The 26,585-nt window shown below is 65.1% G+C and carries 23 protein-coding genes and 1 pseudogene; 14 read left to right on the top strand and 10 right to left on the bottom strand.

Going from position 1 to position 26,585, the window contains the following annotated elements:
- Positions 1-13: 13 nt before the first annotated feature.
- Positions 14-214: a hypothetical protein gene (locus N8A90_RS19130; RefSeq protein ID WP_262076596.1), complete on the bottom strand. Its 201-nt coding sequence runs from the start codon at positions 212-214 to the stop codon at positions 14-16.
- 391 nt (positions 215-605) lie between these two features.
- Here N8A90_RS19130 and N8A90_RS19125 point away from each other — a divergent pair, with 391 nt between their 5' ends.
- On the top strand, positions 606-1,235 hold the full coding sequence (locus N8A90_RS19125) for a hypothetical protein (protein WP_262076595.1): 630 nt from the start codon (positions 606-608) through the stop codon (positions 1,233-1,235).
- 358 nt (positions 1,236-1,593) lie between these two features.
- Here the strand turns inward: N8A90_RS19125 and N8A90_RS19120 are convergent.
- Positions 1,594-1,863: pseudogene (locus N8A90_RS19120) on the bottom strand (IS5/IS1182 family transposase); the annotation flags it as partial.
- A gap of 180 nt (positions 1,864-2,043) precedes the next feature.
- On the opposite strand from N8A90_RS19120, the gene N8A90_RS19115 reads away from it, so the two are divergent.
- The 6 genes from N8A90_RS19115 to N8A90_RS19090 all read left to right on the top strand — a co-directional run bounded on the left by N8A90_RS19115 (position 2,044) and on the right by N8A90_RS19090 (position 14,211).
- Positions 2,044-3,699: a hypothetical protein gene (locus tag N8A90_RS19115; RefSeq protein WP_262076594.1), complete on the top strand. Its 1,656-nt coding sequence runs from the start codon at positions 2,044-2,046 to the stop codon at positions 3,697-3,699.
- A 219-nt stretch (positions 3,700-3,918) separates the two neighbouring features.
- The gene (locus N8A90_RS19110) at positions 3,919-5,223 is read left to right on the top strand and encodes a tetratricopeptide repeat protein (protein ID WP_262076592.1); all 1,305 of its coding nucleotides are present in this window, start codon (positions 3,919-3,921) and stop codon (positions 5,221-5,223) included.
- Positions 5,224-5,284: 61 nt separating this feature from the next.
- Positions 5,285-6,133 (top strand): FecR family protein, encoded by an 849-nt coding sequence (locus N8A90_RS19105; RefSeq protein ID WP_262076591.1) that lies wholly within the window; start codon positions 5,285-5,287, stop codon positions 6,131-6,133.
- A gap of 107 nt (positions 6,134-6,240) precedes the next feature.
- Positions 6,241-8,124, top strand: a complete 1,884-nt coding sequence (locus N8A90_RS19100; RefSeq protein ID WP_262076590.1) for a glycosyltransferase — start codon at positions 6,241-6,243, stop codon at positions 8,122-8,124.
- A complete protein-coding gene (locus N8A90_RS19095) occupies positions 8,121-13,349 on the top strand; it encodes a tetratricopeptide repeat protein (protein ID WP_262076589.1) in 5,229 nt (1,742 codons plus the stop codon). The genes N8A90_RS19100 and N8A90_RS19095 overlap by 4 nt, the downstream gene beginning before the upstream one ends.
- Positions 13,342-14,211 carry a class I SAM-dependent methyltransferase gene (locus N8A90_RS19090; RefSeq protein WP_262076588.1) on the top strand — a complete coding sequence of 290 codons (870 nt, stop codon included), beginning with the start codon at positions 13,342-13,344 and terminating at the stop codon, positions 14,209-14,211. The genes N8A90_RS19095 and N8A90_RS19090 overlap by 8 nt, the downstream gene beginning before the upstream one ends.
- Here the strand turns inward: N8A90_RS19090 and N8A90_RS19085 are convergent.
- Positions 14,159-15,130, bottom strand: coding sequence for a class I SAM-dependent methyltransferase (locus N8A90_RS19085; RefSeq protein WP_262076587.1), 972 nt, complete (start codon positions 15,128-15,130; stop codon positions 14,159-14,161). The two genes, N8A90_RS19090 and N8A90_RS19085, sit on opposite strands and share 53 nt — an antisense overlap.
- 120 nt (positions 15,131-15,250) lie before the next feature.
- Between N8A90_RS19085 and N8A90_RS19080 the strand changes: the two genes are divergently transcribed.
- Positions 15,251-16,096, top strand: coding sequence for a class I SAM-dependent methyltransferase (locus N8A90_RS19080; protein ID WP_262076586.1), 846 nt, complete (start codon positions 15,251-15,253; stop codon positions 16,094-16,096).
- Between the two features lie 7 nt (positions 16,097-16,103).
- On the opposite strand, the gene N8A90_RS19075 is transcribed toward N8A90_RS19080, so the two are convergent.
- From N8A90_RS19075 to N8A90_RS19065, 3 genes are all read right to left on the bottom strand, one after another.
- Entirely contained in the window at positions 16,104-16,778 is a 675-nt protein-coding gene (locus tag N8A90_RS19075; RefSeq protein ID WP_262076577.1) for a methyltransferase domain-containing protein, read from the bottom strand.
- A gap of 11 nt (positions 16,779-16,789) precedes the next feature.
- Positions 16,790-17,866, bottom strand: coding sequence for a class I SAM-dependent methyltransferase (locus N8A90_RS19070; RefSeq protein ID WP_262076585.1), 1,077 nt, complete (start codon positions 17,864-17,866; stop codon positions 16,790-16,792).
- 683 nt (positions 17,867-18,549) lie between these two features.
- Entirely contained in the window at positions 18,550-18,783 is a 234-nt protein-coding gene (locus tag N8A90_RS19065) for a hypothetical protein (RefSeq protein ID WP_262076584.1), read from the bottom strand.
- A 44-nt stretch (positions 18,784-18,827) separates the two neighbouring features.
- Here N8A90_RS19065 and N8A90_RS25515 point away from each other — a divergent pair, with 44 nt between their 5' ends.
- The 3 genes from N8A90_RS25515 to N8A90_RS19055 all read left to right on the top strand — a co-directional run bounded on the left by N8A90_RS25515 (position 18,828) and on the right by N8A90_RS19055 (position 20,526).
- Positions 18,828-18,968 carry an IS3 family transposase gene (locus N8A90_RS25515; protein ID WP_410087709.1) on the top strand — a complete coding sequence of 47 codons (141 nt, stop codon included), beginning with the start codon at positions 18,828-18,830 and terminating at the stop codon, positions 18,966-18,968.
- A gap of 292 nt (positions 18,969-19,260) precedes the next feature.
- Positions 19,261-20,199: a WcbI family polysaccharide biosynthesis putative acetyltransferase gene (locus N8A90_RS19060; protein WP_262076583.1), complete on the top strand. Its 939-nt coding sequence runs from the start codon at positions 19,261-19,263 to the stop codon at positions 20,197-20,199.
- A gap of 96 nt (positions 20,200-20,295) precedes the next feature.
- Complete coding sequence (locus N8A90_RS19055; protein ID WP_262076582.1) at positions 20,296-20,526, top strand: acyl carrier protein; 231 nt, start codon at positions 20,296-20,298, stop codon at positions 20,524-20,526.
- 402 nt (positions 20,527-20,928) lie between these two features.
- Here N8A90_RS19055 and N8A90_RS19050 read toward each other — a convergent pair whose 3' ends face one another.
- Both N8A90_RS19050 and N8A90_RS19045 read right to left on the bottom strand, forming a co-directional pair.
- Positions 20,929-21,159, bottom strand: a complete 231-nt coding sequence (locus N8A90_RS19050; protein WP_262076581.1) for an SDR family NAD(P)-dependent oxidoreductase — start codon at positions 21,157-21,159, stop codon at positions 20,929-20,931.
- Between the two features lie 47 nt (positions 21,160-21,206).
- Positions 21,207-21,431, bottom strand: a complete 225-nt coding sequence (locus N8A90_RS19045) for a D-arabinono-1,4-lactone oxidase (RefSeq protein WP_262076579.1) — start codon at positions 21,429-21,431, stop codon at positions 21,207-21,209.
- Between the two features lie 11 nt (positions 21,432-21,442).
- Between N8A90_RS19045 and N8A90_RS19040 the strand changes: the two genes are divergently transcribed.
- A complete protein-coding gene (locus tag N8A90_RS19040; protein WP_262076578.1) occupies positions 21,443-21,850 on the top strand; it encodes a class I SAM-dependent methyltransferase in 408 nt (135 codons plus the stop codon).
- A 7-nt stretch (positions 21,851-21,857) separates the two neighbouring features.
- On the opposite strand, the gene N8A90_RS19035 is transcribed toward N8A90_RS19040, so the two are convergent.
- Positions 21,858-22,532: a methyltransferase domain-containing protein gene (locus N8A90_RS19035; protein WP_262076577.1), complete on the bottom strand. Its 675-nt coding sequence runs from the start codon at positions 22,530-22,532 to the stop codon at positions 21,858-21,860.
- An 11-nt stretch (positions 22,533-22,543) separates the two neighbouring features.
- Positions 22,544-23,620 (bottom strand): class I SAM-dependent methyltransferase, encoded by a 1,077-nt coding sequence (locus N8A90_RS19030; RefSeq protein WP_262076576.1) that lies wholly within the window; start codon positions 23,618-23,620, stop codon positions 22,544-22,546.
- Between the two features lie 200 nt (positions 23,621-23,820).
- Here N8A90_RS19030 and N8A90_RS19025 point away from each other — a divergent pair, with 200 nt between their 5' ends.
- Complete coding sequence (locus N8A90_RS19025; protein ID WP_262076575.1) at positions 23,821-25,290, top strand: UbiA family prenyltransferase; 1,470 nt, start codon at positions 23,821-23,823, stop codon at positions 25,288-25,290.
- The gene (locus tag N8A90_RS19020; protein WP_262076574.1) at positions 25,287-26,582 is read left to right on the top strand and encodes an FAD-dependent oxidoreductase; all 1,296 of its coding nucleotides are present in this window, start codon (positions 25,287-25,289) and stop codon (positions 26,580-26,582) included. Before N8A90_RS19025 ends, N8A90_RS19020 begins: the two co-directional genes overlap by 4 nt.
- Positions 26,583-26,585 lie beyond the last annotated feature (3 nt).

The raw sequence follows: 26,585 nt of genomic DNA, 5'->3' as shown, positions 1-26,585 counted from the left end.
GGCAACTCGCCAGTCAGGCCATCTCGGTGACGGCCTGACTTAAACCAAACAGCCTCCGCGAATGCCGGGGCGATTCAAGGACGAATTGGTTGCCGACGTCCAGCGGACGTACGGCGAAGCGCTTCTTGCCGCGGTAGACGGATTTTTGAAGGTCGATTCCCTCGACCGTCGCACTCGCTCTGGATTGTTGAGGCTTGCGGGCTATCTTGGTCACGCGAAGCTTGCTGGCGCCATCAGGCAATGTTGGACAACTGATGCGCAGCGTCTTGAGAACCTGCGAGCTTATCTATTTGCCGCTGCGCGCTGTTGCGGCAACGAGGCCGCGACGACCCTGGGGCCGGTCTGCGATGCATGGGAGCAGCTCTCCGACGAGGAGGATGAGCTTGGTCGCACTGATGTCAACAGCCTCGCCTCTGAATATGTGGCGTGGGAGTTCACTCGTTTTCCTCCTCTGGACGCGCTGGAATACTTCGTCGAACGCGCCCGGCAGTCCGAGAAACTTAGCTGGCCCATATGGTCTCGCGCTGACGACGGCTGGCGTCACTCAATCGGATGCGGGGAGGGCGACCTCGTCCGGGACGGCCTTGACGAAAGAGGCATACAAGATGACCGCTTACACGACGCCGAATCTCACCGGCTTTGTGATGGGTAGTTCCAAGAATCTCGATGACTCATTCAGCCTCGCGATTCCTGATCCAAATCGCGGGAATCTCACGGCAAAAGGCACAGTCGACGCGGACGGCAATCTCATTGCACTCGCCTCGGACAATCCGTTCAACGGCGTCCGGAGCGTTCTTGGCAATCGAATTGGTCAACTGTGCACGGCAAACGCTGGCGGTTTCAACCCCAAAATGGCGAGCCAGTACGTCTATGTGTCGTCCGAACTGCAGGAGGTTGCGGATCCGAGTGAACTCTACGGAAGGGTTTTCACTGAATACGAAGATTGTGCTTCCTATGGAACCTCGGAGGTCCGTGCCGACGGCGCATTCATCTTCACTGAGACGGCATCGGGAAAGAGTGATGAGCCCGATACCAACTTTGCTCAAGCGCTAACCAGCAATGGTCTAGTCGACGCAAAGAATGGTTCGGTGATTCGAGGCAAGGTCTACAAGTACACCGCCGCGGGGGTGACCACATATGCCTATCTCCTTGTCAGCACCAAGCAGGGGTCTACCACGCCTGCTTTGAATGGCGAAACTGACTACGTGACTATTGGTGTTTCTCTACAGCCTTGATGAAGCGTTGAGCGACAAATCCACTTGCCCTTTGCGGGTAGGTCGATTTGTTGTCTCACGAGGCGCTCAACTCACGACCTTTGATCGCCTTCCCATCGATGTGGCTGCCTGATCATTCGGTACGCAGGATCCTCTTCTACTGATAAAGAGCGCACGTAGCGAGATCCGCTTTCCGCCGGTGAAGCAGAGCAATCCTCCAAGGGTGGAGGATTGCTCTGAGCACCCCAAGTCTCCGTCAATTTTTTTGTTTGGCAAGGTTCCATCAGCTGTCATTGAGCTTGATGGCCCACTCTTGCGCGTTGGATTCCGCGCGTCCCTGACCAGCGGCGAGTAAAGAAGCTCTTGAACAGGCTCATGGGTTCACCAACCCGTCAGCCACGATGATGTGCGCCGTGTCGTCGACGGCCGTCTGAGCGTTGTAGGCAGGGTCGAACCCGCCGCCGGCGCGTTGCATGATGCGGCTGTCCGGGTCGGTGAAGTTGCCTTGCGTCTTGTCCGCCGGGATGCCGAAGGGGCGCTTGTAGCGTCCTCCCGGCTTGGGCTTGCCGTCCTTGCCGCGCGGCTTCTGGTCGTCGTCATCGCTGCGCCCGCGTTCGAGGTCGGCATCGCGTTGGCGTTGTTCGAGTCGGGTAGGGAAGGTAGTTCGCGGCCATCAGGCGCTATCTGTGCCGTGTACACGGGCTGCCTGCCGAAGCCAGACTGCGCGTGCCCCCTTGCCGCATTCCCTCGCCAAGCCCGCGCAAAATCACATACCACTGAAGACCAGAAATCCACAGGCACGCGCTTTGCGAGCCAGCGAAAGTTGCGAATGACAGAGACCTCACGGACAACAATACTGGAACGTTTTTTTCTGGGTCTTGGCATAGGCCTGGTCGCTTGGTGCGCGATGCACCTGGTGGCAATGGCGGTGTTGCGCATGGTCGGGCTAGATGCACCATTGGGCGCCGCCGTGGTGGCCGCCCTAGCTGCTGCCTCACTCTTACGCTGGAGCCTGGGGCATTCCCCCGGGGCGCTGCTGGCGGTGCTGGGAAGCGCGGTGCTGGCCAGCCTGCTCGCCGTGGGCATGGCGTCACTCTGGCGCGACATTTCCTATGACGGCCAGGCCATCCACTTGTACAGCGCGCTGGAGATCTCCAGCGGACTGAACCCGTTTACCACCAGTAGCGGCATGTATTTCTCTGCCGTGTACCCTAATGGTCTGTGGACACTCCAGAGCTTTTTCATCCATCTGGTTCCGGGCCTTGAAGCTGGCAAGGCGCCGGGCTGGATGCTGTTCTTTGCCAGCATGCCCCTGGCGGCCGTGGCGCTGCGCACGCTGCGCGGCGGTTGGACACTAGCTGTCACGCTGGCGGCCGTGGTGGTGCAGGCCAACCCAGTGATGTTGCTGCAGCTCACGTCGTTCGAGCTCGACGGTGTGGTGTATTCACTTTCGGTCATCGCGGTGTCGGGCGCCATCCTGCTGACCACCCCTTACCGCCGAGTGGGTCTGGCAGCGCTGCTGGCCGCCATTTTGCTGCTGGTCAACACCAAAATTACGGGCCTGTACTGGGGCGGGGTCGTAGGACTTGCTGTGCTGGTGCAGCAGGCTTTGACGGGTCGCGCTCTGCCCGTGCGCCTGACAGCAGCAATATTGCTCACCACGGTGGTGGCCGTGGTGCTGGTGGGATGGAGGCCCTATGTGACGGTGCCCTTGGAAACCGGCCAGGTGTTGGGTGCCAGCACCAGTGTGGTGTTGGCACCGGCAAACCTGTTCGACGCTGGGCCCGGCACCCGCCTGGCGTATCTGCTGTGGGGTGCGAGCGGCAACCCAGTGGGGGCAGAACTCGCCCAGCTCAAATGGCCCTGGCAGTTTTCAGCGCCGGAATTCGTGATGCTAATGGACATTCGCGTGGGCGGGTTCGGCCCCGGGTTCGGTCTTCAGGTGCTGGGAGCGCTGCTGGTTGCCATCGCGTTTGTCTGCCGAAGCCCCTGGACCTGGCGGGCAGAACGCTGCTGGCTGGGTCCTTTCTGGGTTGGCGCCCTCCTGCTGGGCACCGCTTTGTTCCCCACATCGTGGTGGGCTCGGCTGGTCTCGCCGTTCTGGTTGGCGACGGTATTGCCACTGGTGTGGCCTGCGCTCGAGGTGCCGCATGCCCGCACCGGGTCACCACCAGTGGCAATCGCAGGCTGGCTGCTGATGCTGACCGGCCTTGCGGTTAGCAGTGTGGCGATGGTGTCCTCCCTGCGTCTGCTGCACACGACCAACCAAGCTATCACGCAGGTGCTGATTCAAGTGGCGGCCGAGGGCACGCCAGTGCGAATCGTGCCGCTCAACCCACTTGAACAGGACCGTGCGGCCATGGTCTGGATGCAGCGGCTGCTCGAAGCCGGCATCTACCCCGTGATCGGCGATGCAGCGGGTTGTGGAAAGGCGCTGTTCTCGGTGGGAAGCGTTCATTTGTGCACAGACCTTGACGCGCTCTGACCGCCTCGCTGGCTAAATATCGAGGTGATGGGCCACAGGCATCTGTGTCAAATCTGCCGAACGACTTGACCAAATGTTTCCAAATGAAATTCATTGTGTAAACTCATTCAGATCCCATCAACTAAGGAGCTCCAATTGAGGACCTCGAAGGACATTAGCCTTCCCCTCCCCAGGCACTGGATCGTGGCCTTGATGGGCACAGTCGCTAGCGCCGCCGCCATGGCGCAGACGACGCCCAACCTGCCCACAGAGCGTCAGATTGACGACGCTTTCCGCCAGGTGCTGGAGACCCCAAGCGACATGGGGCGCGGCATGAACTATGCGCAACTGCTCGTGCAGGCGGGCAACTACGAAGGCGGGGTGGCGGCGCTGGAACGGCTGTTGCTGGACCCGAACGCACCGGCCACCGTGCGCCTGGAACTGGCTGTGCTCTATTACCGCCTGGGCTCCTACGGCATGGCAGAGTCCCTGCTGAACACCGCGCTTGAAGATGCCCGGCTGCAGGGCGAACAGCGTCATCTAGCCGAAACTCTGCTGCGCGACACCCGCAAACGCAACCAGATATCCCGAGTCGACGGCCAGATGATCCTGGGCTTGCGGGCGCAGACCAATCCCGCGTCGCGCACCTCAGAGAGCCAGGTGCTGGCTGCCGGCACCCTGGTGCCCGTGGACCCGGCGTATCGCCCCAAGTCAGACACCGATGTGCAGCTGACCTTGCAACTAAACCACGAATACGACCTAGAAACCCAGAACCAAGCCACCGTGGTGAGTTCGCTGGTGGCCCAGGTGGTCAAGTTCAGCTCGTCCTCCGGCAGCCGCCTGCAGCCCAACCAGGTCGCCCCATACAACTTGGCCCTGGCTGAAGTGACCAGCGGCGTGCGCTTCAAACCGGTCCAGGACGCCTCCAGCGGCTTGACCCTGCGGCCCCATGTGATCGCAGCAACGCTGAGCGCGCAAGGCAAGAACTTACTCACCGCCGGCGGCCTGGGGCTGGACGTAAACAACCGCTTCAGCGAACGCCTGCTGCTAGAAGCCGGGATTGAACACCGCCAGTTCAGCTACGCCAACCGCATCGACGTGCCCGACGCCGATGCTCTGGGCGGACCTGATAACCTTCTGCGTGCGCGCCTGAGCCGCGAACTGGACCCGGGCCGAGTGCTCAGTGGGGAACTGCGCGCCCGCACTCACCGCACCGACCGCGCCTTCTACGACTACGACGCCTACGAGGCTCGCGTCACGTATTCCGCCACCTATGCCAACCCGCTGCCGCAGATGACAGGCGCCTGGACGACTTGGTTCTGGGGCAGCGTACAGAGCCGCGGATACGGTGCGCCAGACCCAGCCGTCGACCCCCTGAAGAAGCGCCAGGATACCGACTGGCGCGTGGGTGTAGGCAACACCGTGCCTCTGTCCGACAAGTGGTCGTTGCTGATGCAGCTGGAACACACCCGCACGCGCTCCAACCTGCCCAACCACCGCTGGAAGAACACCGCGCTGCTGCTGGCCGTGTCATACCGCCTCTGAGCCCGTTGTTCCCCGCAAGACCCGAACCCGTGAACCGAACCGACTGCTCCAGGAGCCCGCGATGAGTCCTCCCATTTCCAAAGACTGGTGGCTGGCCGCCGCCCTGTCCAGCGCCGCAGTGCCCGCCGCTGTGGCACAGACACCCCAGACCACCGCGCCGCGTGCCGGCGTAGTCACGGCCGTGTCGGCCGGCGCCCCGGTTACCAGCAACGCCCAGACCCTGATGGTGGGCAGCCAGGTGGTGCCGGGCCAAAAATTCGCCACCGGCCCCAACGGCCAGCTGCACCTGCTGTTCCTGGACCAGTCCGCCGTAACGCTGGGGCCGGATTCGGAACTGGTGCTGGAGACCTTCCAGTTCGACCCGGCTACGCGCCAGGGCCAGATCCGCCTGGGCCTGACCAAGGGCCTGGTGCGGGTGGTGGGCGGCCAGATCAGCAAGAACCAGCCCACGGTGGTGAGCACGCCGCAGGGCAAGGTGGAGATTCAGGGCGGGATCACCATGGTGGAGACCGACGGTCAAAAGACCAGTGGCGTCTTTCTTTTCGGTCAAGGCATGTCGACGACCGACAACAACGGCAACACGCAGACCGTCACCCGCGCAGGCTTTGGAACCAGTTTTGGCACCGGCCAGCCCCCCAGCACCCCCCAGAGGGTGCCGGTCAACGAATTGAACAACCAGCTGAACAGACTGCAATCCTCTCCCAGCAACAACGTCGCCGCCAGGCAAATCTCCCCAGCCCCCACTGGCCAGTTGATCAGCACGGGCAACACGCCGGGTGGCACTTCCAACCCGGGTGGCACACTGGCCAACGACCGGCTGAAAAACGTGGTCGATACCAACGCTGGCAACACTCCGTCGAACACGCTCAAGACACTCCTGGGCACCGGGCAGGTACAACACCAGTCCTGACCTTTCTCCCGCACCAGACACCTGCCCCGGCCCGCCAGCGACCGGCGTGCCCTGCCCCAGGGCACGGCAGGTGAAGTGCCTTCACCTCTCACCGGACGATCGGACCCATGCGCGTCCTGCTGGCTTCCAACTACGCCCACCTGCCGGAGATCACCGGCGGGCTTCAGACCACCACCCACGACCTGTGCCTGGCCATCCGCGCCATGGGGGCCGAAGCCGCCGTGCTGTGCGGCCGAGTGGCTAGCGATCAGGCCAGCCCGCGAACAGCCGGCACCAGCAGCGACGAGAGCCTGGGTTACCTGGTGCTGCGCGCCGAAGCACCGGAGCAAGCCCTGCCCATGGCCGCTGCGGCCTGGGGGGCAGACGCCATCGTGGTACAGAGCGGCACCACGCTGGCGCCCATGTTGCTGGCCAGTCTGTCCACCGGGCGCGCCACGGCGGCCTACCTGCACAACGTGGAAACCCGCCAGTTGGCGGGCAACCTGGCGCCCGACCCTTCGCTGTTGTACTTCGCCAATTCGGCCTTCACCGCCCAGCGCTGGCGCGCCCTCTACGGCATCGACTGCGTGGTCGTTCCTCCCGTGGTGGCGCCGGAACCCTATGTGGCCGGGCGCACCGGCGACCAGGTGCTGTTCGTCAACCCTGCGCCTATCAAGGGCGTGGAAACGATGTTTGCGCTAGCCGAAGCCTGCCCGGAGCTGCCTTTTCTGGTGATGGAGAGCTGGCACCTGGACCCCGCCTGGCGCGCTTGGTGCCGGCACCGGGCCGCCCAGCTAGGCAACATCGAATGGCAGGACCCCACCCGCGACATGCGCGAGGTGTTCGCCCGTTCGCGGGTGTTGCTCATGCCATCGGTGTGGGAGGAGTCTTTTGGGCGCACTGCGCTGGAAGCGCAGCTCAATGGCCTGCCCGTGCTGGCCAGCGACCGCGGCCACCTGCCGGCGCTCGTGGGCGCAGCCGGGACCACGCTGGCGCCTGAAGCGCCAGTGGCGCAATGGGCGCAGGCGCTGCGGTCGCTGTACGACCCGGTGGCCAGCGAACTGCACCGGCAGGCCGCCTTGCGACAGTCGTTCGCCCATGTTGCCGCCACACCGTTGATCGTGAGTGACATGCTCAGCCGCCTGGCCTTGCATGCCCAGCACACCGCGCAGGCCAGGGAACAGCTAGACCGCCAGTTGCCGAACACCACCCCTGTTGCGTCCGCTCTCCCCACCGCCGCCACGCTGCGCGAGGTGGCGCCCCGCTCGCCGCGCCGCGAAGACTGCCGCTTCTACCACGCCTGCACGCTGGACGATGGCGAGGAAGTGAGCGCCGAATGGGACCTTAGGCCCAACACCTTCGAGTACCTGGGCGAGACCAGCGTGACCGGCCGTTCCGTCCTGGAAGTAGGACCGGCCAGTGGGCACCTGTCGTTCTACATGGAAGCCGCCGGCGCTTCGGTAACCTGCGTGGAACCGTCCATGGCCCACCTGTGGGACCTGGTGCCGTTCGAGGGCTTTGACACGCAGGCCTGGCGCAGCGACTTCAGCGCCACCATCGAAAGCGTGCGCAACAGCTTCTGGTACCTGCACCAGCAGCACCAGTCCCGCGTGCGCGTGTTCGAGGGCGACCCCTGCGCGCTGCCGGCAGACTTCGGCCCCTTTGACATGGGCGTGCTGGCGTCGGTGCTGCTGCACACGCGCCGCCCGTTCGACCTGCTGCAAAGCGTGGCGGACCGGGTGCGACACACCATGGTCATCACCGAAATGCACGACCCTTCGCTGGGCGACGAGCCGTTGGCCAAGCTGCTGCCGCACCGGGGGGTGGAGCAGATCGACACCTGGTGGCAGTTCACGCCGCAGTTCTTCACCTCGGCCCTGGGCCTGCTGGGCTTCACGCAGTGCCGGGTGACCTTCCACCAGCAACTGCAACCGGCCTACGACCGCGAGGTGCTGTTTTTCACCGTGGTCGCCGAAAGGCTCGTGTCCGCTGCGGGCGGTTCCCTGGCGTGAGCGAAGACGTCACGGTGCAGCCTCAGGACCTGCTGGCCCAGGCGTGGCAGCGCTTCGGTGAGGGCGACAAGGCCAGCGCCCAACGCCTGGCCCAGCAATCACTGGCCACACGCGCCACGCCCCATGCCGCCGCGGCACTCGGCTACTTTCTGCTGGATGCCGGGGAGACAGACGCCGCCATGCAGGTGCTGGCCCCAGCACTGACGCAGTGGCCCCACCACGCGGCCCTGCACTGGTACACGGGCCTGCTGTACCGCCAGATGGGCCAGGCAGGCCAAACAGGCCCAATGGCCCAGGCTGCGGCACACCTGCGCCGGGCCTGTCAGCTCGACGCGTCGCTCCACGAGGCCGCTGCCGCGCTGGCCTGGACCCTGCAGGACATGGGGCAACTTCAAGAGGCCTCCGAATGGGCACAGCTTGCGCTGCGGACATCGCGCGAGCCTGCACGGCTGCTGCTGATGGGTTGGCTGCTCCAGCAGCTGGGGCAAATGGATGCGGCCATGCCCTTGTACAGGGAAGCGATGGACGCACTGCCATCTGACGCGCCAGAACAAGGGCGCCTGCACCTGCACTTGGCTCACTGCCAGACCGCGCTGCAACGCGCGCGAGAGGCCGAAGCGACACTGGAAGCGGGCTTGACCCTATGCCCGTTCGACCCCGATCTGACGCAGGCGCTGGTCTGGCGCCGCTGGGACAACGGCCACCGCTCAGCGGCCATCGACCTGGCCCGGCGACAGACTGAAGCACACCCCGAACGCACACAGGCCTGGTACCTGCTAGGCGTGCTGCATCAAGCGGCGCAGGACCTTACCGCTGCCGACGCATGCTTTGGCGAGTTGCAACAGCGCGACATCACCCACACCGACGCCCTGCTGCGCCGTGCACAGATCCAGGCCGGCTGGGGCCATGCGACCGATGCACACTGGCTGTTGCAGCAGGTGCTGGCACAGCATCCCGGGCTGCCCGCGGCCCAGGCCCTGATGGCGCAGGTGCTGCTCAACCTGGAGCGCACCTACGAGGCCCGAAGGCTGCTGATCCCGATGTTGCGCGAAGCGCCCCAACAGAGTGAGCTGTGGCGCCTGCTGGCCGTGGCGCGCTTGCAAGGCGGGCGGCGGTTGGCCGGGCTGCGTGCGCTGGAACGCTCACTGCGGATCGACAAGAACAATGTGGAGTCGCTGCGCACGCTGGGCTGGGTCTTGCTGGAAGAAGGCGACCTGCCAGGCTCAAAGGCTGTGGTTCATCGTCTGCTGCAACTGCGGCCCGACGACGTCCCCGCGATGTGTCAGGCCGCATTCGTGCTGACGGCGGCGGGTGAGATCACCCTGGCCCAGGACCTGGCGCAGCGCGCCGTGGCTCAAGACCCCGCAGACGCCGAGGCCTGGCGGGCGCTGGCGGCGGTGCGCCACCAGCAGCGCCACCTGAGCGAAGCGGAAGCGGCCATTGAAACGGCCTTGAGCCTGCGGCCAGACGGGCTGGACAGCCTGCGACAGCTCGGCTGGATCCTGATCGCAGACCAGCGTTTCGCACAGGCCCAGCTGGCCTTCCTCCGCGCTCGCTCGCTGCGGCCTGACGATCCGGTGTCCGCGCTGGAGCTGACCGAAGCGATGCTGCGTGGCGGCGCGTTTGAATCAGGGCTTGAGACCGTGGACGAACTGCTGGCGCGCCAGCCGTCTCATGCGGGTGGTATGTTGCTCAAGGCCCGGCTGCTGACCGAAGGCGCCCACTGTTTCCCCGATGCTCACGCGCGCGCCCTGGCCCTGTGCCGGCGCCTGCTGTCCGCGCAGAAACGTGTGGGCGAAGCGGCGCGGGTGCTGGTGCGGCTGGCGGGCCTGGGCGAAACGGGCGCACAGGCCACCCTGGCCCTTTTGGCCCCCTCGCTGCGGCAATCCCTGCTTCAGGAAGCCATCGTCGATGCGTTTTCCCGCCAGGGACACGACCACCTGATGCGGCTGATCAAGCTGGCCGCGCAGGACTTTCCGGCAGACGCCTGGGCGGGCCGTGCGGCGCACTACGGTGCCTCCCTCAGCGAAGCCTCGCGGCCCGATGATCTCGCCCGGATGGCGCGCCAGCGTTTTCGCGAACTCAAGCTGCGGGCTGGCATGGACCAGCGCCCGCGTCTGCCCCCGCAGCCGCGCAAAGGCGCGCGGCCTCGCATCGCCTACGTGGTGAGCCAGTTGCATGCGAGCCTGCTGCGGCGGGTACTGGCTTGCCACGACGCGCAAGCGGCAGAGGTGTTCGTGTTCAGCAACCGGCCGCTGCCGCCGCTGCCGCGCCACATCCACTGCGAGCCCCTGGATCTCGACACCCTGCCCACGGCGTGCGCGGCCCACCGCATCGACGTGCTGATCGACACCGGCGGTCTGCACCCTTTCGAAGGACAGCAGGACCTGCTGCAGCTCTACGCGCGCCGCCTGGCCCCGTTGCAGGTGGGCTGGCTGGGCTGCTGGGGCACGTCGGGCGGGCTGTTTGATGCCTATCTGACCGATGGCGCTTCGATCCCCACCGCACATGAGGCTCGGTACGAAGAAGCGCTGTGGCGCATGGAAGGCGGCCAGTGGTGCTGGGACCCGCCGGTGCACGCACCGGCGGTGGGGCCGCTACCGGCCCTGTCGAACGGGTTCGTCACTTTCGGCGTACCCGCGCGCGGCCTGCGGCTGAACCCCGCAAGCCTGCAAGCCTGGGCACAGGTGCTGATGGCCACGCCCGGATCGAACATCCGCTTCATTGGCGAAGAGTCCCACGACTGGCCACAACGGACCAGCGTGCTGGCCACACTGCAAGAGCAGGGCGTGGCCGCATCGCGCGTGGCCTTTGACCCAGCTCGCTCTTACGAAGGCCTGCTGGAATGGTTTCAAGGCATCGATCTGGTGCTGGACACCTTCCCCAGCAATGGTGGCCTGAGCCTGCTGGACGCGCTGTGGATGGGGGTACCGGTGGTCACGCTGGCGGGCGACTGGGCCGGAGCGCGGCAGGCCCATTCCATTCTGGCGGCCATGGGTCTGGGCGGCTGGACCGCCACCGACGCACCTGCGTATGTGCAGACAGCATGCGCGCTCGCCAGCGATCTGCCCTTGCTGGGCCAGCACCGCGCCGGGCTGCGGTCGCGCATGCTGGACTCACCGCTGGTGGACGGTCGACGCGTGGCGGCCCAGATCGAGCGCTGGTGCGAAGCATTTGTGCACAGCCTGTCTGTCGCAGAAATCGGCAACGATCCCAAGGACCGCGTGCGGGCGCAGGCCCGGCGCGCATTACACGACTGGCTGGGCAAAGAGGTGGTGCTGCGGTTGCCCGCACCGGGATCGGACGAGCCGCCAGCCGTGAGCGTGATCGTGGTGCTCTACAACCAGGCGGGCCTTACCCGCAAGACCCTGCAGGCCCTGGCCGACCAACGCGGCGTGTCTTTCGAGACCCTTATCGTGGACAACGCATCCACCGACGAAACCGCGACGCTGCTGCAGCGGGTGCAGGGCGCGCGCATCGTCTCGCACCGTCAAAACCTGGGCTTTCTGCGGGCCGTCAATGAGGCCGCCATCTTGGCCCGGGGGCGCCACGTGGTGCTGCTCAACAGCGACGCCATCCTGCAGGAAGGCGCGCTGGCGGCCGCCTGCGCGCGGTTGGACGCGGAACCGGCCATCGGCGCGCTGGGGGGACGCATCGTGCTCACCACCGGGGGCTTGCAGGAGGCGGGCAACCGCATCTTCCGAGACGGCTCCACTGCGGGCATGGGCCGGGGCGAAGACCCGTTCTCACCAGCCGCCATGGCCGGCCGCGCGGCGGACTATGTGTCGGGCGTGTTCCTGGCCGTGCCCATGGCCGTGTGGCGCCTGCTGGGCGGTTTCGACGACCGCTTCGCACCGGCCTACTACGAAGACACCGACTTCTGCGTACGCGTGTGGCGCGCAGGCTTTCGCGTGGTGTATGCACCGGAAGTGCTGCTGGAACACCTGGAATGGGGCAGTGCAACTGGCGACGAAGCACCGCGACAGATGCGCGAGAACCAGCAGCGCTTCCTGGCGTGCCACAGCGAATGGCTGGAGCACCAGCCGGCCCCCTCGCCCCAGCCACTTGACGGTGACCGGTGGTGTTCACCGGAAGATCAGCCGCGCCGCCCTCGCGTGCTCATCATCGACAACGAGGTGCCCCACATGCTCAAGGGCGGCGGCCTGCCCCGGGCGCGGCTGATGCTGCAGGCATTGCGCGACTGGCCGGTGACCTTTTTCCCGCTGTGGGTGGCCGAAGACAACTGGCGCGATGTGTACGCCTCGTTGCCGCACAGCACGGAGGTAATGCTGGACCATGGCATCGACCGGCTGGAGGCTTTTCTGGACAAACGCAAGGGCCTGTACGACGTGCTGGTGGTCAGCCGCCCCCCCAATCTCAAGGCGCTGCAACCGCTGCGTCAGCGCAGGCCGGAGCTGTTCGAGCCCATGCGCGTGATCTACGACGCCGAAGCCCTGTTCGCCCTGCGCGAGATCGCAGAGGCCGCCGTCAAGGGCCGGCCCATGACCCGCGCAGCAGCCCAGGCGCGGCTGGCGGGCGAGATCGGCCTGGCGAATGGCACGGACCATGTGTTCGTGGTGTCGGACCGCGACGCGGCGCTGTTCCGCGCCGCTGGCCACCGCGTCACCCTGCTGAGCCACACGGTCACCTTGCGCCGCTCCGTGCCCGGACCTGCGACGCGCAACGGTCTGCTCTTCGTGGGCGCTCTGCACCCCGATACGCCGAACGAAGACGGCCTGGTGTGGTTCATCGAACAAGTGATGCCCTTGTTGCGCAAGCGCATGGCGCAGCCGCCGGTGCTCTCGGTGGTGGGGGTCAACCGGTCCAGCCGGGTGAGCGAGCTGGCCGGGCCGGACGTGCGGTTGCTCGGCGCGCAAGCGGTGCTGGAGCCGCTGTACGACAGCGCTCGCGTGTTCGTGGCGCCGGTGCGCTATGCCGGCGGCGTGCCGGCCAAGGTGATCGAAGCGGCGTCGAATGGCATTCCCGTGGTGGCGTCGGCGGTGCTGGTCCGGCAGCTGGACTGGGACGCGGGCATCGACATCCAGGCGGCGCGAGACGCCCCCGCCTATGCCGCCGGCATCGCACGCCTGTTGGACGACGACACACGTTGGCTGAAGCAGCAGGCGTCGGCCTGGGCACAGTGCAGCGCTCGCTACAACGAAGAGTTGTTCGGCGAAGCGCTCAGACGCGTGCTGCAAGGCTCACGGAGAGACCGCGATGCGTGAACCGAGCCCTGAGCGTCAAGCCAAGCGCCACCCGCTGGAGGTGAAAGCCCTGGCCCGGTACCGCCGGCTCGCGTGGCAGGGTAATGATCAGGCCGCGCTGGAATGCCTGTGGGAGGCGCTGGCCATGGAGCCCAACCTGCCGGAAGTACACGTGGCCCTGGCCCGGCTGCGCTGGCCCGGTGCGGACTACCGCTTCTGGCTGGCCTGGTTCCATGCGCAACTGGCACCCCGCACCTACCTGGAAATCGGCGTGGAAAAGGGCGAGTCGCTGGCACTGGCCTCGGCCGCAACGCGGGTGATTGGCGTGGACCCCTCGCCCTTGGGCGACCCACTGAGCCGCTGCAAAGGCCCCGCCCGGCTGTACCGCATGAGCAGTTCGGCCTTCTTCGCTTCGATACCAGCAGACAGTGGGCTGACACCGGAGGGCTTCGACCTGGCGTTCATCGACGGCGATCACCGTTTCGAAGCCGTGCTCGACGACTTCATCGCGGCAGAACGCTTCGCTGCGCAGGGTGCGGTGCTGCTGTTGCACGACACCCTGCCCCTGAGCGCATCGACCGCGAGCCGCGAGCACCGCACCGGCTTCTACACCTCGGACGGCTGGAAGATCGTGCCCTGCCTCAAGGGCTTGCGCCCCGACCTGCGCATCGTGACCGTGCCCACCGCGCCGGCCGGGCTGACGGTCGTGACCGGGCTTGATCCGGCCAACCGGGTGCTTGGTGAGCGCCTGCCGCTCATCCACCAGGCCTACGCCGCGCTGCCCACCGAACAGGCGCTGGCAGCGCCCGGCAGCATGTTCTCACTCGGGCTCAACGACCCGCGCTGGATGGCGGATTGGCTCCACCGCGCGCGCGGGCCATGACACACGCCATGTCACGCTGCAGGCGGCCAGTGCGGAACATGTCTTCCTCGGCGCCCAGCAGAGCGTGCAGCCAGGGCGCTGCGGCGGCGCCCTGAAAGTTCTGGGCGATGTCGGACAGCACCACCCGCAGGATGGCGCCGCCGTAAGGTCGTCGCTCCTGCACTTCGAAATGCGGCTCCAGCAAGGGCAGCACTTTCGATGACCGCACCGCCTCGCTGGGGTCGATCGCCACCACTTCCGCCACCGAAGGGCGCCAGAGATTGCCCTTCACCCGGCCGTCATTGAGGGTGCGGAAGTGCTCGGGCAGGATGTCCAGCAACTGGTTCATGAAGCGCACATGGTGGTCCGGAAACTGGAAGCGGTCGGGGCCGACGTATTCGTCCAGGAACAACCAGCCCCCCGGCACCAGCAGGCTGGCCAAGCTGGCGTACAGGTGCTCCAGGTCGGCGCAGTGGTGCACGCTGGACACGCCCAGCACCGCGTCGAAACTGCCGGGCTCGAAGCCAGGTTGCCCCAGCGGCAAGCGGTTCATGTCCGCTTGCAGGTATTGGATGGCCACGCCATCGGCGGCTGCGTTCGCCCGCGCCACCTCCAACACCTTGGCGGAGAGGTCGATGGCTACGATCTCTGTGGCCCAGCCGGCACGCGCCACCTGGCGCTCCACCGTTCCCTGTCCACAACCCAGCACCAGCACGCGCCGCAGCGGCAGGGACTGTGAGGCACCCACAGTCTGAAAGAACCAATCCAGCGGCGACACGGCCGCATCGCCCGTCACTTGCTCGTGCATGCGTTCGCGCACGGCGTCCAGGTGCAGCCATTGCAGGCCATGGGCCACCCAGGTGGCAGGGTCGCCCCAGGTGGTGTCCAGCCGGGCGGCCAGGTCCTGGTCAATGTCGGCGGGGGATGTAACGAGTGACATGCAATACAGGGTGAACAGGGGTCAAACAGGCAGGCCAAGGAAAAAACACGGGGTGTTGCCGGATCATTGTGGCTCAATACGGTGGGTGCCCCCGCCGCCCTTGCCACCTTTGCACCCGCCATGCTTGAGCCCACCAGCGAACTGTTTCCCCCTGGCCATTACTACTCGGCACTGCCCGACCTGCAGGCCGTGCGCCAGAACGAAGCCCGCCTGTTCGGGCCGATGCCGCGCACGCTGCCTGGCATCGACATGCAGGAAGCGGCGCAACGGGCGCTGCTGGAACGGTTTGCCCGCTACTACCAGGACATCCCCTTCACCGACCAGCCCAGCCCCGGTCTGCGCTACCACTACCAGAACCCAGCCTACGGCCATTCCGACGCGATCATGCTGCACTGCATGCTGCGTCACCTGGCACCGAAGCGGGTGGTGGAGGTGGGGTCGGGCCATTCGTCGTGCGTCACGCTGGACACCATCGAGCACTTCATCGATCACCCTGTTCACACCACCTTCATCGACCCCTACCCGGCTTTGCTGCAATCATTGATGCACCCGGAGGACATGACCCACAGCACGGTACTTGGGCAGCCTTTGCAGGACGTGCCGGTGGGAGTGTTCCAGGCGCTGGGCGAGAACGACGTGCTGTTCATCGACTCCACCCACGTCAGCAAGGTGGGCAGCGACGTGAACCGCCTGCTGTTCGAGATCTTTCCCCTGCTGGCGCCCGGCGTGGTGATCCACCTGCACGACATCTTCTACCCTTTCGAGTACCCGAAGGCATGGATCCTGGAGGGCCGCGCCTGGAACGAGGCCTACCTGGTGCGCGCCTTCCTGCAAGACAACGCGCGGTTCCAGGTGCTGCTGATGAACACCTTCATGTCGCACTTCCACCGCGAATTCTTCGAACAGCAAATGCCGCTGTGTCTGCACAACGAAGGTGCCAGCCTGTGGTTGCGCAAGACAGCCTGAAAATCGGTCAGGCCAACGGTTTGGCGTGGCCTGTGAGCAGTGTGAGTTTCGCCCCGTCTTCGCTGGCCGCATGCGGGCACAGAATGCCCGCCACGCCGTGCCTGCGGCCATTCATGTAGCGATCCAGCCGATCGAGCATGCGCACCGGATGCTGCTGCACGCAGTCAGCGTTTTGCACGAACACCGCCACGAAGTCGTTCCAGATGTCGCGCTGCTGATGGGTGGTGAACGATTCCAGTAGTGCAGGCCGATGGCCCGAGCGCACACCCCAGCGCACCAGCGCTTCGCCGGCGTCAGGGTAGAAGCGCCAGCAGTCCACCGGGTAGCGGTGAAACTCGCCGTTGCTGGGCGCGTTCAGGTAGAACAGGCCTTCGGGTTTGAGCACGCGCAGCACTTCGTTGAACATGAGCCAGAACATCTCGATGTGCTCGAAGCACGAGCTGCTGACCACCGCATCCACGGAGCCATCAGCGAACGGCAGGTGGTAAGGATCGTCCAGCACCAGGTCCACGCCCGGCCCGGCCGCGAAGTCCAGGCCCACGTAGCGCATGCTGGGCAAAGCCAGCGATCGCAAGGAGCCATTGACGTCCTGCGAGCCGATGTCGAGGACCGTGGCCCGCGGCTGGCTGGCCAGGTAGCTCTCGAAAAACAGGGCACCGTTGTGCATGGCGCTCGGGTGCATGCCGGTTCCTTTCAGTCTGTGCGGCGGCGAAGCAGCACCAGGTCCTGGTTGCCGGCCATGCCTTCGATGATGTCGAGCACGTCGAACCATTTCGCCCAATGGGTCAGGATGTAGTCGCGCGAATGCATCACGTCGCGGTAGTAGGTCTGGTCTGCCAGCACATCGGTGAGCTGGGCATTGGCACCGTTGTCCAGAATGCCCTTTTCGTGCGCGGCCAGCGCCATTTCAGGCGGTGCCCTATACAGCGACATCTGGGCCAGGCCCTGCACCGACAGCAGCAGCAAAGCTTGCGGGCGCGTGATGCGCTGCAACTCGGCCAGCCAGGCGTCCTGCACGGGTTCGTCCAGGTGGGTGAGCACCGACAGGCCCACCACCAGGTCGAACGCCGCCGCCGGGAAGGGCGTGGGCGGCATCAGGTCCACCTGCAGGAAACGGGCCTTCGGCAGCAGGTACGCACACGCGGCCACGTTGTCCGGGTCGATGTCGATGCCGGTGACCGCTGACGACCGCGCAGTGAGGTAGCGGCAAAGCCGCCCGGCACCGCAACCCCAGTCCAGGATGGCCTGGAAGGAAGCGAGCGGCCGGTCGAATCGCTCCAGCAGCAGCGCTTCCACCCGCTGGACGATGGTGGCACCGCCAAGCCGGTAGGCCTGTTCGTCCGGCTTGCCGATCACGCGTTCGATCTGCGCCGGTGTGGGCATGCCAGGCTCGGTGGCCGGGTCTGCGAGGTACCAGGCCGTACGGTACGACAAGCGGTGCTCGCCCAGTGGGCCGGTCACATTGAAGCGCGCAAAACCGTTGGGGAACAGCTCGCGGTCAGGCCTTCGCTGGTGCCAGGCAAAGAAGCGGGAAGCCTGCGCGTGCGGCATGTCGGGGAACGTCGCGGTGAGATAGACGGATTCCAGGGGCCAGTCAAGCTTGTCGAAGGCAACGCCATTGATCAGAAAGCGCATCCGGTCCTGGCGGTCCCAGACCGTCAGAGCCCATCCGGAGATCAACAAACCATCGTCGGAAACGACAACTCCGTCCGGCAGCCATCGCAGGTGCTTTGCTCCCGCCAACTGAATCTCTGCTTGGTGTATGTCCATTCGAGAGCAAGGATGAGCCCCATCGAGCGATGGTCGTGCGAAATATACAAGAGGTTGCGGAAGCCCGATGACTGCAGTACCTCACACAGGCGCCATTTGGGCACGCGCCCTTCTCCGCACCCAATGGCCGCTTGGTAGCCGCCAGCGTGAGTCCATCTGGTAGCACCCACGGGCAGCTCCCGCTGCAGAACTGCCTCTCACGGGGCATCGGCGCCTCCTGACCGATTGCGGCCAGAGTCTGAGGATATATCCTCTGCGGTGTTTAGATAGTCGGGTTCGCAGGCCAAGAGTAATGGAGAAGGCACGGGGGGCGTCAAAGGTCTTAGCTGACGGCCTTGGTGACACCCCGCAGTTCATCACACCCAGAAAAGCCCCCGTTTGAAAATAATTAAACCATTGACTCAGCCTGCGTGTGGGGAACGTGCGACAGGGGAGACTTTCACAAATGACGGTACTTTTGACGGTACTTTTCTAAATAGAAATCATGAAACCCAGCGTTCATGCGAGTTTCAACGTGCTATGCGAACTCATCCGAGGCCAAAGCCCAACCCGTGATCTCTGAGGGCCCCAAGATGTCGAGGTAGCCTTCGTACGCCGCAGCGGCCTGCGCACCAAGTGTTTCGGTAGGAGTCGTGGGGTCATGGTCACTAGGGTAGATCGGGTCGGTGTACAGGGCCGCCGGCTCAGGCCACGGCAAAAAACATCAGGGACGCATCGCCCAGGTAGCCGAACGCAGGCGCCCGGTACGCCAGGGCATAGGCATCCCGGAACCCCGCCGCCCTCGCCTGCTCCAGCATGTCCCAGCCGAAATGGATGTAGCACAACACGCCGCTGCCGCCCAGCGGATCGCCGTGGTACGCCCTGAGGATTTTGGCGGCGGGTTTCCTGACGGCGTACTCTGAAAAAAGGCGTCTCAAGGGTTCGCAACTCTCTTGTAACAAAGTTGGGTTGAGGCTCGACCATCTTTATTAGCGCTGCGCGCTCAGACCTGGACACCTACATCGACTGGTACAACCGCGAGCGCGTGCATTCGCGCATAGAGGACCGCACGTCCGAGCAGGTCTACTGGGCACTGCTGCCCGAGTTGGCTGTAGCTGCCTAGAATGAGGACCCCGGTGCGCCCCGAGTTGCCCACCGCGTCGGTCGGTTTGTCGCAAAGCGACCACCGCCGCCGTGGACAATTCTGCACCTCTTCAACCCGTACGCAGTCTCTTTATCTCTCGGGGTAAAACTGTTCAGAGAAGCGGGGCCACTCTTTGGGTGGTACGGCCATACAAATGCGCCGGATAATGCACAGTTGTTCAGCAGTGCCACCTTGCAAATTAGAGCAGTGCAGCCTCTCTGGATGCGCGGGCGGCCCATGTTCCATCGGCATTTATTGCTTTTTATTGACAGTGCCTGCCTCCACCACCGAACCTTCTGTTGATGCCGCGCAACGCTCGCCCTATGCCATGGTCTACGGTGGCCGCACGCCGAAGGCGCGCACTGTGCTGGTCTATGGCAACTGCCAGGCGCCGTATCTGGCGCGGATGCTCGCCACGCTGGACGACTTGAACGACGACTACCGCTTTGCGGCCGCGCTCTGCTATGCCCTGCCCGGCGAGGCGCGAGCCCCGGCCATTCCTGACGAGGACATGAAGGACGTGGCGCTGCTGATTCGCCAGTATGAGGAAGCGAAGCACAACCCGGCCCTGGAGGCCCTGACCTCGCGCCTGCCCGCCGGTTGCCCCGTCATCCGCTACCCCAGCTTCAACATGTACTGCCAGTGGCCCTTCGAGACCACGGAGCCGCGCAACCCGCATGACCCGGCCTACCCGATGTGGAAGCGCTATCCCCTGGGCGACATGCTGGGCCTGCAGATCGCTCGGTCGGGCTTGAGCGGGCCCCTGGCCGTGGGGGCCTACATGGACCTGTCGCAGCGCAAGATGCCCAATCTGCACGTGCGCCTGCAGCGCGACATCGAACGCATGCAGCGCTACGACGCACGCAGCGACGTGAAGCTGGCCGACTACGTGCTGGCGCGCTTTCGTGAAGAACACCTGTTCTGGACCAGCGGGCACGTGTCGGCGCCGGCGATGGCCGAGCTCACGCGCCGCGTTGCCGAAGTCGCCCGGCCGGTGCTCGGCGGCAGCAACGAGCGCGCAGCGGCCTGCCTGGCCGCGGCTTCGCACTACGGTGGCATGGGCGAGCACCAGAGCCCTATCCACCCCGTGGTGGCCGAGGTGCTGGGCCTGAAGTTCTGGCAGGCGGACTACGCCTACCTCTGGCAGACGCAGCATTGGACCTTGTATGAATATGTCCAGCGCTACATCGAATACGACATGAACTGGTGAGGGCCGGCGCCGGCGCGCGCCTCGATGGCCGCAACTGGTGCGGCGCCACCCACCTCCCATGCTTTCCCGCACCCCCGCTTTTGTAAGAGCCCGCCAATGCCGCAAGTCCGTGCCCTGATTGCCTCCGTGCTGCGAATCGATCCCGCCCGAGTCAAAGACGAAGACACCAGCGAGACCCTCGAAAACTGGGACAGCTTGACGGCCGTCATGCTGGCTTGCGAGATCGAAATCATCCATGAGATCACCGTCGAGGACAGCGAAATCGAACAGATCACTTCCGTGATCGCCGTGCGCGAGCTCCTGGCTCGCCGTGGCCTGAGCATGTGAGCACTGGGGCCCGCGTCCTGGCCGTCGCGCCGCCTCTGATCGGGGCGGGTCAGAGCGACAACCTCTTGAAGACGCGCTCTGGAATCGACCTGATGATGGCCGTCACGCCCCACTAGAACCACGGCGCGTAAACGACATCGCGTCGCTGTGCCATTCCGCGAAGAGTCGCCCGGGCGATGACATCTGGAGCGCTCCAGAGCGGCACCTTCTTGTCGAATGCGGCCGGCCACCGAACCGAGAACAACCAGGGTGCCATGCTGTTGCGCTTCAAACCGGCTGGCCAGGTGCGTGAGCAACGAAATGACGCTGATGGCGTTGGTGTTCAGTTCCTGGAGTGCGGCCTGGACATCTTGCTCACAGGCTTATTGATCCCCCAACATTCCATGGGCAATGAGGGCCACGTCAAGCCCCCACGAGCGCGCCCTCGGCGGCGTCGATCGCGGCGGCATGCTGTGCAAAGTCGTTCACGTCCAGCGGCGCATGCTGGACTGACTGAGCACCGCGAACCCTTAAGTCGCCCGCGATCTCCTGCAGATGATCCGTGTCGCGCCCGACCAGATAGAGCGCATGTCCCTCGCGGGCCCAGAGATGCGCCGTCGCTTTCGCGATGACTGAAGTCGCACCGATGATCAAATTCTGGTCATGATTCGCTTTTCAAGAACGCGGTTGCCGTGTTTCGCTCAGGCCAGACCCAGTCGACGGGACTGGGTCGACATGAATCTGCCGTGCGCATGCCCGCGCGCACGCACCTCCTCAAACTCCTGCCACCGGGGGTAAGCCGCCTTGAACGTGGCTTCGCTCATCCGGGCATCCTCGGCGAGATGCGATCGACCGCCATGCGCTGCAACGATGCCGTCCAGCACATCGAGCAGTGCAAATGCAGCGGCTTCCGCCTTGAAATCCACCGCCAACGAGTATGGCCCACAGCACGGTACTTGGGCAGCCTTTGCAGGACGTGCCGGTGGGAGTGTTCCAGGCGCTGGGCGAGAACGACGTGCTGTTCATCGACTCCACCCACGTCAGCAAGGTGGGCAGCGACGTGAACCGCCTGCTGTTCGAGATCTTTCCCCTGCTGGCGCCCGGCGTGGTGATCCACCTGCACGACATCTTCTACCCTTTCGAGTACCCGAAGGCATGGATCCTGGAGGGCCGCGCCTGGAACGAGGCCTACCTGGTGCGCGCCTTCCTGCAAGACAACGCGCGGTTCCAGGTGCTGCTGATGAACACCTTCATGTCGCACTTCCACCGCGAATTCTTCGAACAGCAAATGCCGCTGTGTCTGCACAACGAAGGTGCCAGCCTGTGGTTGCGCAAGACAGCCTGAAAATCGGTCAGGCCAACGGTTTGGCGTGGCCTGTGAGCAGTGTGAGTTTCGCCCCGTCTTCGCTGGCCGCATGCGGGCACAGAATGCCCGCCACGCCGTGCCTGCGGCCATTCATGTAGCGATCCAGCCGATCGAGCATGCGCACCGGATGCTGCTGCACGCAGTCAGCGTTTTGCACGAACACCGCCACGAAGTCGTTCCAGATGTCGCGCTGCTGATGGGTGGTGAACGATTCCAGTAGTGCAGGCCGATGGCCCGAGCGCACACCCCAGCGCACCAGCGCTTCGCCGGCGTCAGGGTAGAAGCGCCAGCAGTCCACCGGGTAGCGGTGAAACTCGCCGTTGCTGGGCGCGTTCAGGTAGAACAGGCCTTCGGGTTTGAGCACGCGCAGCACTTCGTTGAACATGAGCCAGAACATCTCGATGTGCTCGAAGCACGAGCTGCTGACCACCGCATCCACGGAGCCATCAGCGAACGGCAGGTGGTAAGGATCGTCCAGCACCAGGTCCACGCCCGGCCCGGCCGCGAAGTCCAGGCCCACGTAGCGCATGCTGGGCAAAGCCAGCGATCGCAAGGAGCCATTGACGTCCTGCGAGCCGATGTCGAGGACCGTGGCCCGCGGCTGGCTGGCCAGGTAGCTCTCGAAAAACAGGGCACCGTTGTGCATGGCGCTCGGGTGCATGCCGGTTCCTTTCAGTCTGTGCGGCGGCGAAGCAGCACCAGGTCCTGGTTGCCGGCCATGCCTTCGATGATGTCGAGCACGTCGAACCATTTCGCCCAATGGGTCAGGATGTAGTCGCGCGAATGCATCACGTCGCGGTAGTAGGTCTGGTCTGCCAGCACATCGGTGAGCTGGGCATTGGCACCGTTGTCCAGAATGCCCTTTTCGTGCGCGGCCAGCGCCATTTCAGGCGGTGCCCTATACAGCGACATCTGGGCCAGGCCCTGCACCGACAGCAGCAGCAAAGCTTGCGGGCGCGTGATGCGCTGCAACTCGGCCAGCCAGGCGTCCTGCACGGGTTCGTCCAGGTGGGTGAGCACCGACAGGCCCACCACCAGGTCGAACGCCGCCGCCGGGAAGGGCGTGGGCGGCATCAGGTCCACCTGCAGGAAACGGGCCTTCGGCAGCAGGTACGCACACGCGGCCACGTTGTCCGGGTCGATGTCGATGCCGGTGACCGCTGACGACCGCGCAGTGAGGTAGCGGCAAAGCCGCCCGGCACCGCAACCCCAGTCGAGGATCGACTCAAAGGAAGCCAGCGGGCGGTCAAAACGCTCCAGCAGCAGTTGCTCCACCCGCTTGACGATGGTGGCGCCGCCGAGCCGGTAGGCCTGTTCGTCCGGCTTGCCAATCACCCGTTCAATCTGCTCGGGCGTAGGCATGCCGACTTCGCTGGCGGGGTCTGCAAGGTACCAGGCCGTGCGGTACGACAGCCGGTGCTCGCCCAGCGGACCGGTCACATTGAAGCGCGCAAAGCCGTCCGGGAACAGGTTACGGTCGGGGGTTCGCGGGTGCCAGGCAAAGAACCGGGACAGCGACGCATGGGGAATGTCGGGAAACGTCGCCGTCAGGTACGAAGAATCCAGCGGCCAGTCGAGCTTGTCGAAGGCGACACCATTGACCAGGAAGCGCACCCGGTCCTGGCGATCCCAGACCGAAAGGGCCCAACCGGAGATCAACAAGCCGTCGTCGGAAACCACGACACCGTCCGGCAACCACCGCAGATGCCTTGCCCCCGCCAGCTGGATCTCTGCCTGGTGTATGTTCATGCGCTCCCAAGGATGCGGCCCATCAACCGATGATCGTGCGAAATATACATGGAGCCGCGCACGACATCGCCGTCCATCGCACGCCGGCAGAACCATACGGGCCAGGGCAATGCAGGGAGGCCGCTGCTTACAATCCCCTACGCCACAGCCATCGGTCGCCCAGGCGCCCGGGTTCCCGCATCCGTTCCACTGGAGTCCTGTTGTTCCCATCTGCCCCAGTTGCACCACCGGTGGTTGACAACACGCCACCACCGCTTGTGGTCGACCTCGATGGCACCCTGGTCCACACCGACATGCTCCACGAATCCACGCTGCGGCTGTGTCGGCAGGCCCCCCTGGCCGCGCTGCGCATCCCCCTGTGGATGATGCGCGGCAAGGCGTTCTCCAAGCAGCAGATCGCCCAGCGCACCCGGTTGGACACGAGCCTGCTGCCCTACGACCAGACGCTGCTCAGCTGGCTGCACGCGCAGCGCCAGGGCGGCCGACAGCTGGTGCTTTGCACAGCGTCGGACCGCACCATCGCCTGCGATGTGGCGGCGCACTGCCAGCTGTTCGACGAGGTGCTCGCCAGCGACGGCGGGTTGAACCTCAAGGGCGAACACAAGGCGCGGGCACTGGTCCAGCGCTTCGGATCCCAAGGCTTCGACTACGTGGGTGACGCCATGGCCGACCTGCCAGTCTGGAGCGCGGCACGCCAGGGCATCGTGACCAACGCCACACAAGCCACCATCGACCGAGCGCAGGAGGCCGGACACATTGCGCAGGTGCTCAGCCCCAGGCGGACCAGCCTGAGCAGTTGGTGGGGTGCGCTGCGGGTACACCACTGGACCAAGAACCTGCTGCTGTTCGTGGCGCTGGTAGCGGCTCACCAGATCGACGACCTGCAGGCCTGGATGCGACTGGCACTGGCTTTCGCAGCATTCAGCCTGTGCGCCTCTTCCGTGTACATCGCCAACGATCTGCTGGACCTGGAGCACGACCGCCGGCATCCGCGAAAACGCGATCGCCCTTTTGCTTCGGGCGCCCTGTCGATCGGCCAGGGGGTGCTGCTCATGCCCTTGCTGGCACTGGCCGCCCTGGCACTGGCATGGTCCGTGGGACCGGCCTTCATGGTCTGGTTGTGCGGCTACCTGGCACTGACCTGGCTCTATTCCTGCTGGCTCAAGCGGCTGGCCGTGGTCGACTGTCTCATCCTGGCCGGTCTCTACATGATGCGGGTGGTCGCGGGTGCAGCGGCCGTCGACGTGGAACTGTCGTTCTGGTTGCTGGCGTTCTCGGGATTTTTGTTCCTCTCGCTGGCCTTCGTGAAGCGCTATGCCGAACTGCTGTTGCCCGAGGCGGCTGCGGACAGCAAGCTGCACGGACGTGGCTACGTCGCTGCAGACGCAGCATCCATCCAGCTGTTCGGCGTGGCTGCCGGCTACTGCGCCGTGCTGGTGCTGGGGCTCTACCTCAACAGCGAAACGGTGGTCCGTCTGTACGCCACGCCAGAGCTGGTGTGGGGCACCGTCCCGGTGGTGCTGTTCTGGATCAGCTGGATATGGCTGCGCGCGTCGCGGGGCGAGATGCACGACGACCCGCTGGTCTTTGCGTTCCGCGACAAGGCAAGCCTGGTGGCAGCGGCGCTGTTCGGCATGGCACTGGTGCTGGGCAGCTGGACGTTTCCATGAACCATGTGTCGTCCTGGGGCCGGCTGCCAACGCAAGACCATCAAGTAGTGGCACTGGTGAACCATCCGCTGCGTGTGCTGCCGATGCCCGCCGGCCACCAGGGCCTGGCCCACGGCATGGGCAGAAGCTACGGCGATGTATGTCTCAACCCAGGCGGCACCCTGTGGACCACCACGCACCAGGACCGGCTGGTGGACTGGAACCCGGCCACCGGGCTGCTGACCTGCGAGGCCGGCGTGCTCCTGCGCGACATCCAGCGCCTGTTCGTACCGCGCGGGTGGACCCTGCCGGTGTTGCCCGGCACACAGTTCGTGACCGTGGGTGGCGCCATTGCCAACGACGTGCACGGCAAGAATCAGCATGTGCAGGGAACATTTGGCGACCACGTGCAGAGCCTGCGGCTCCTGCGTACCGATGGGCAATTGCAGGACTGCGGACCCGACCTGGAACCCGAGCGGTTCGCGGCCACTGTGGGCGGACTGGGATTGACCGGTGTGATCACGCACGCGACGCTGGCGCTGCAGCGCGTGCACGGGCTGTGGCTGGAAACCGAGCACATCCGGTTCGAGGGCATCGGGGAATTCCTGTCGCTGGCCGATGCATCCGTGCATTTCTGGGAGCACACCGTGGCCTGGATCGACAGCCTCTCAGGACGCTCGGCGCGCGGCATCTTCAGGCGAGCCAACCCGGCATCCGGGGAGCGGAAAGCGCCCCCGCCCCATGCGCCCCGCCGGTTGCCTTTTCACCCACCCTTCTCGCTGGTCAACCGCCACACCGTGCGAGCCTTCAACGCCGCGCATTTCCACCTGAACCGGCGGCGTGCGAAACGGTTGGTCCATCGCGACGCGTTCTTTAACCCGCTCGACGCCTGTTTGGACTGGAATCGGCTTTACGGTTCGGCAGGCTTCTATCAGTACCAGTGCGTGGTCCCGCGCCAGGTGGCGCAAGATGCGCTGCAAGCCATGCTGGGCGACATCCGCCGCGGCGGGGAAGCGTCGTGCCTGAGCGTGCTCAAGACCTTCGGCGACCGCGCGCCCGGCGGCATGCTCAGCTTCGTTCAGCCCGGGGTGACTCTAGCGCTGGACTTTCCCAACCGTGGTGCCACCACCCTAACGTTATTCGAGCGTCTCGACGCCATCGTGCAGCAAGCCGGTGGACGGCTGTATCCTGCCAAGGATGCGCGCATGCCGCGCGACCTTTTCGAGGCCAGCTACCCCCTCCTGCCGATCTTTCTGCGCCACCGCGACCCGGGTATCAGCTCGGCGTTTTCCAGGCGCACCATGGGACGCTGACAC

The sequence above is a fragment of the Variovorax sp. N23 genome (genome assembly GCF_025486315.1).
GTDB lineage: Bacteria > Pseudomonadota > Gammaproteobacteria > Burkholderiales > Burkholderiaceae_C > Variovorax.
The sequence above is the reverse complement of the archived record's forward strand: the minus strand, read 5'-3'. Positions and strand labels throughout refer to the sequence as shown.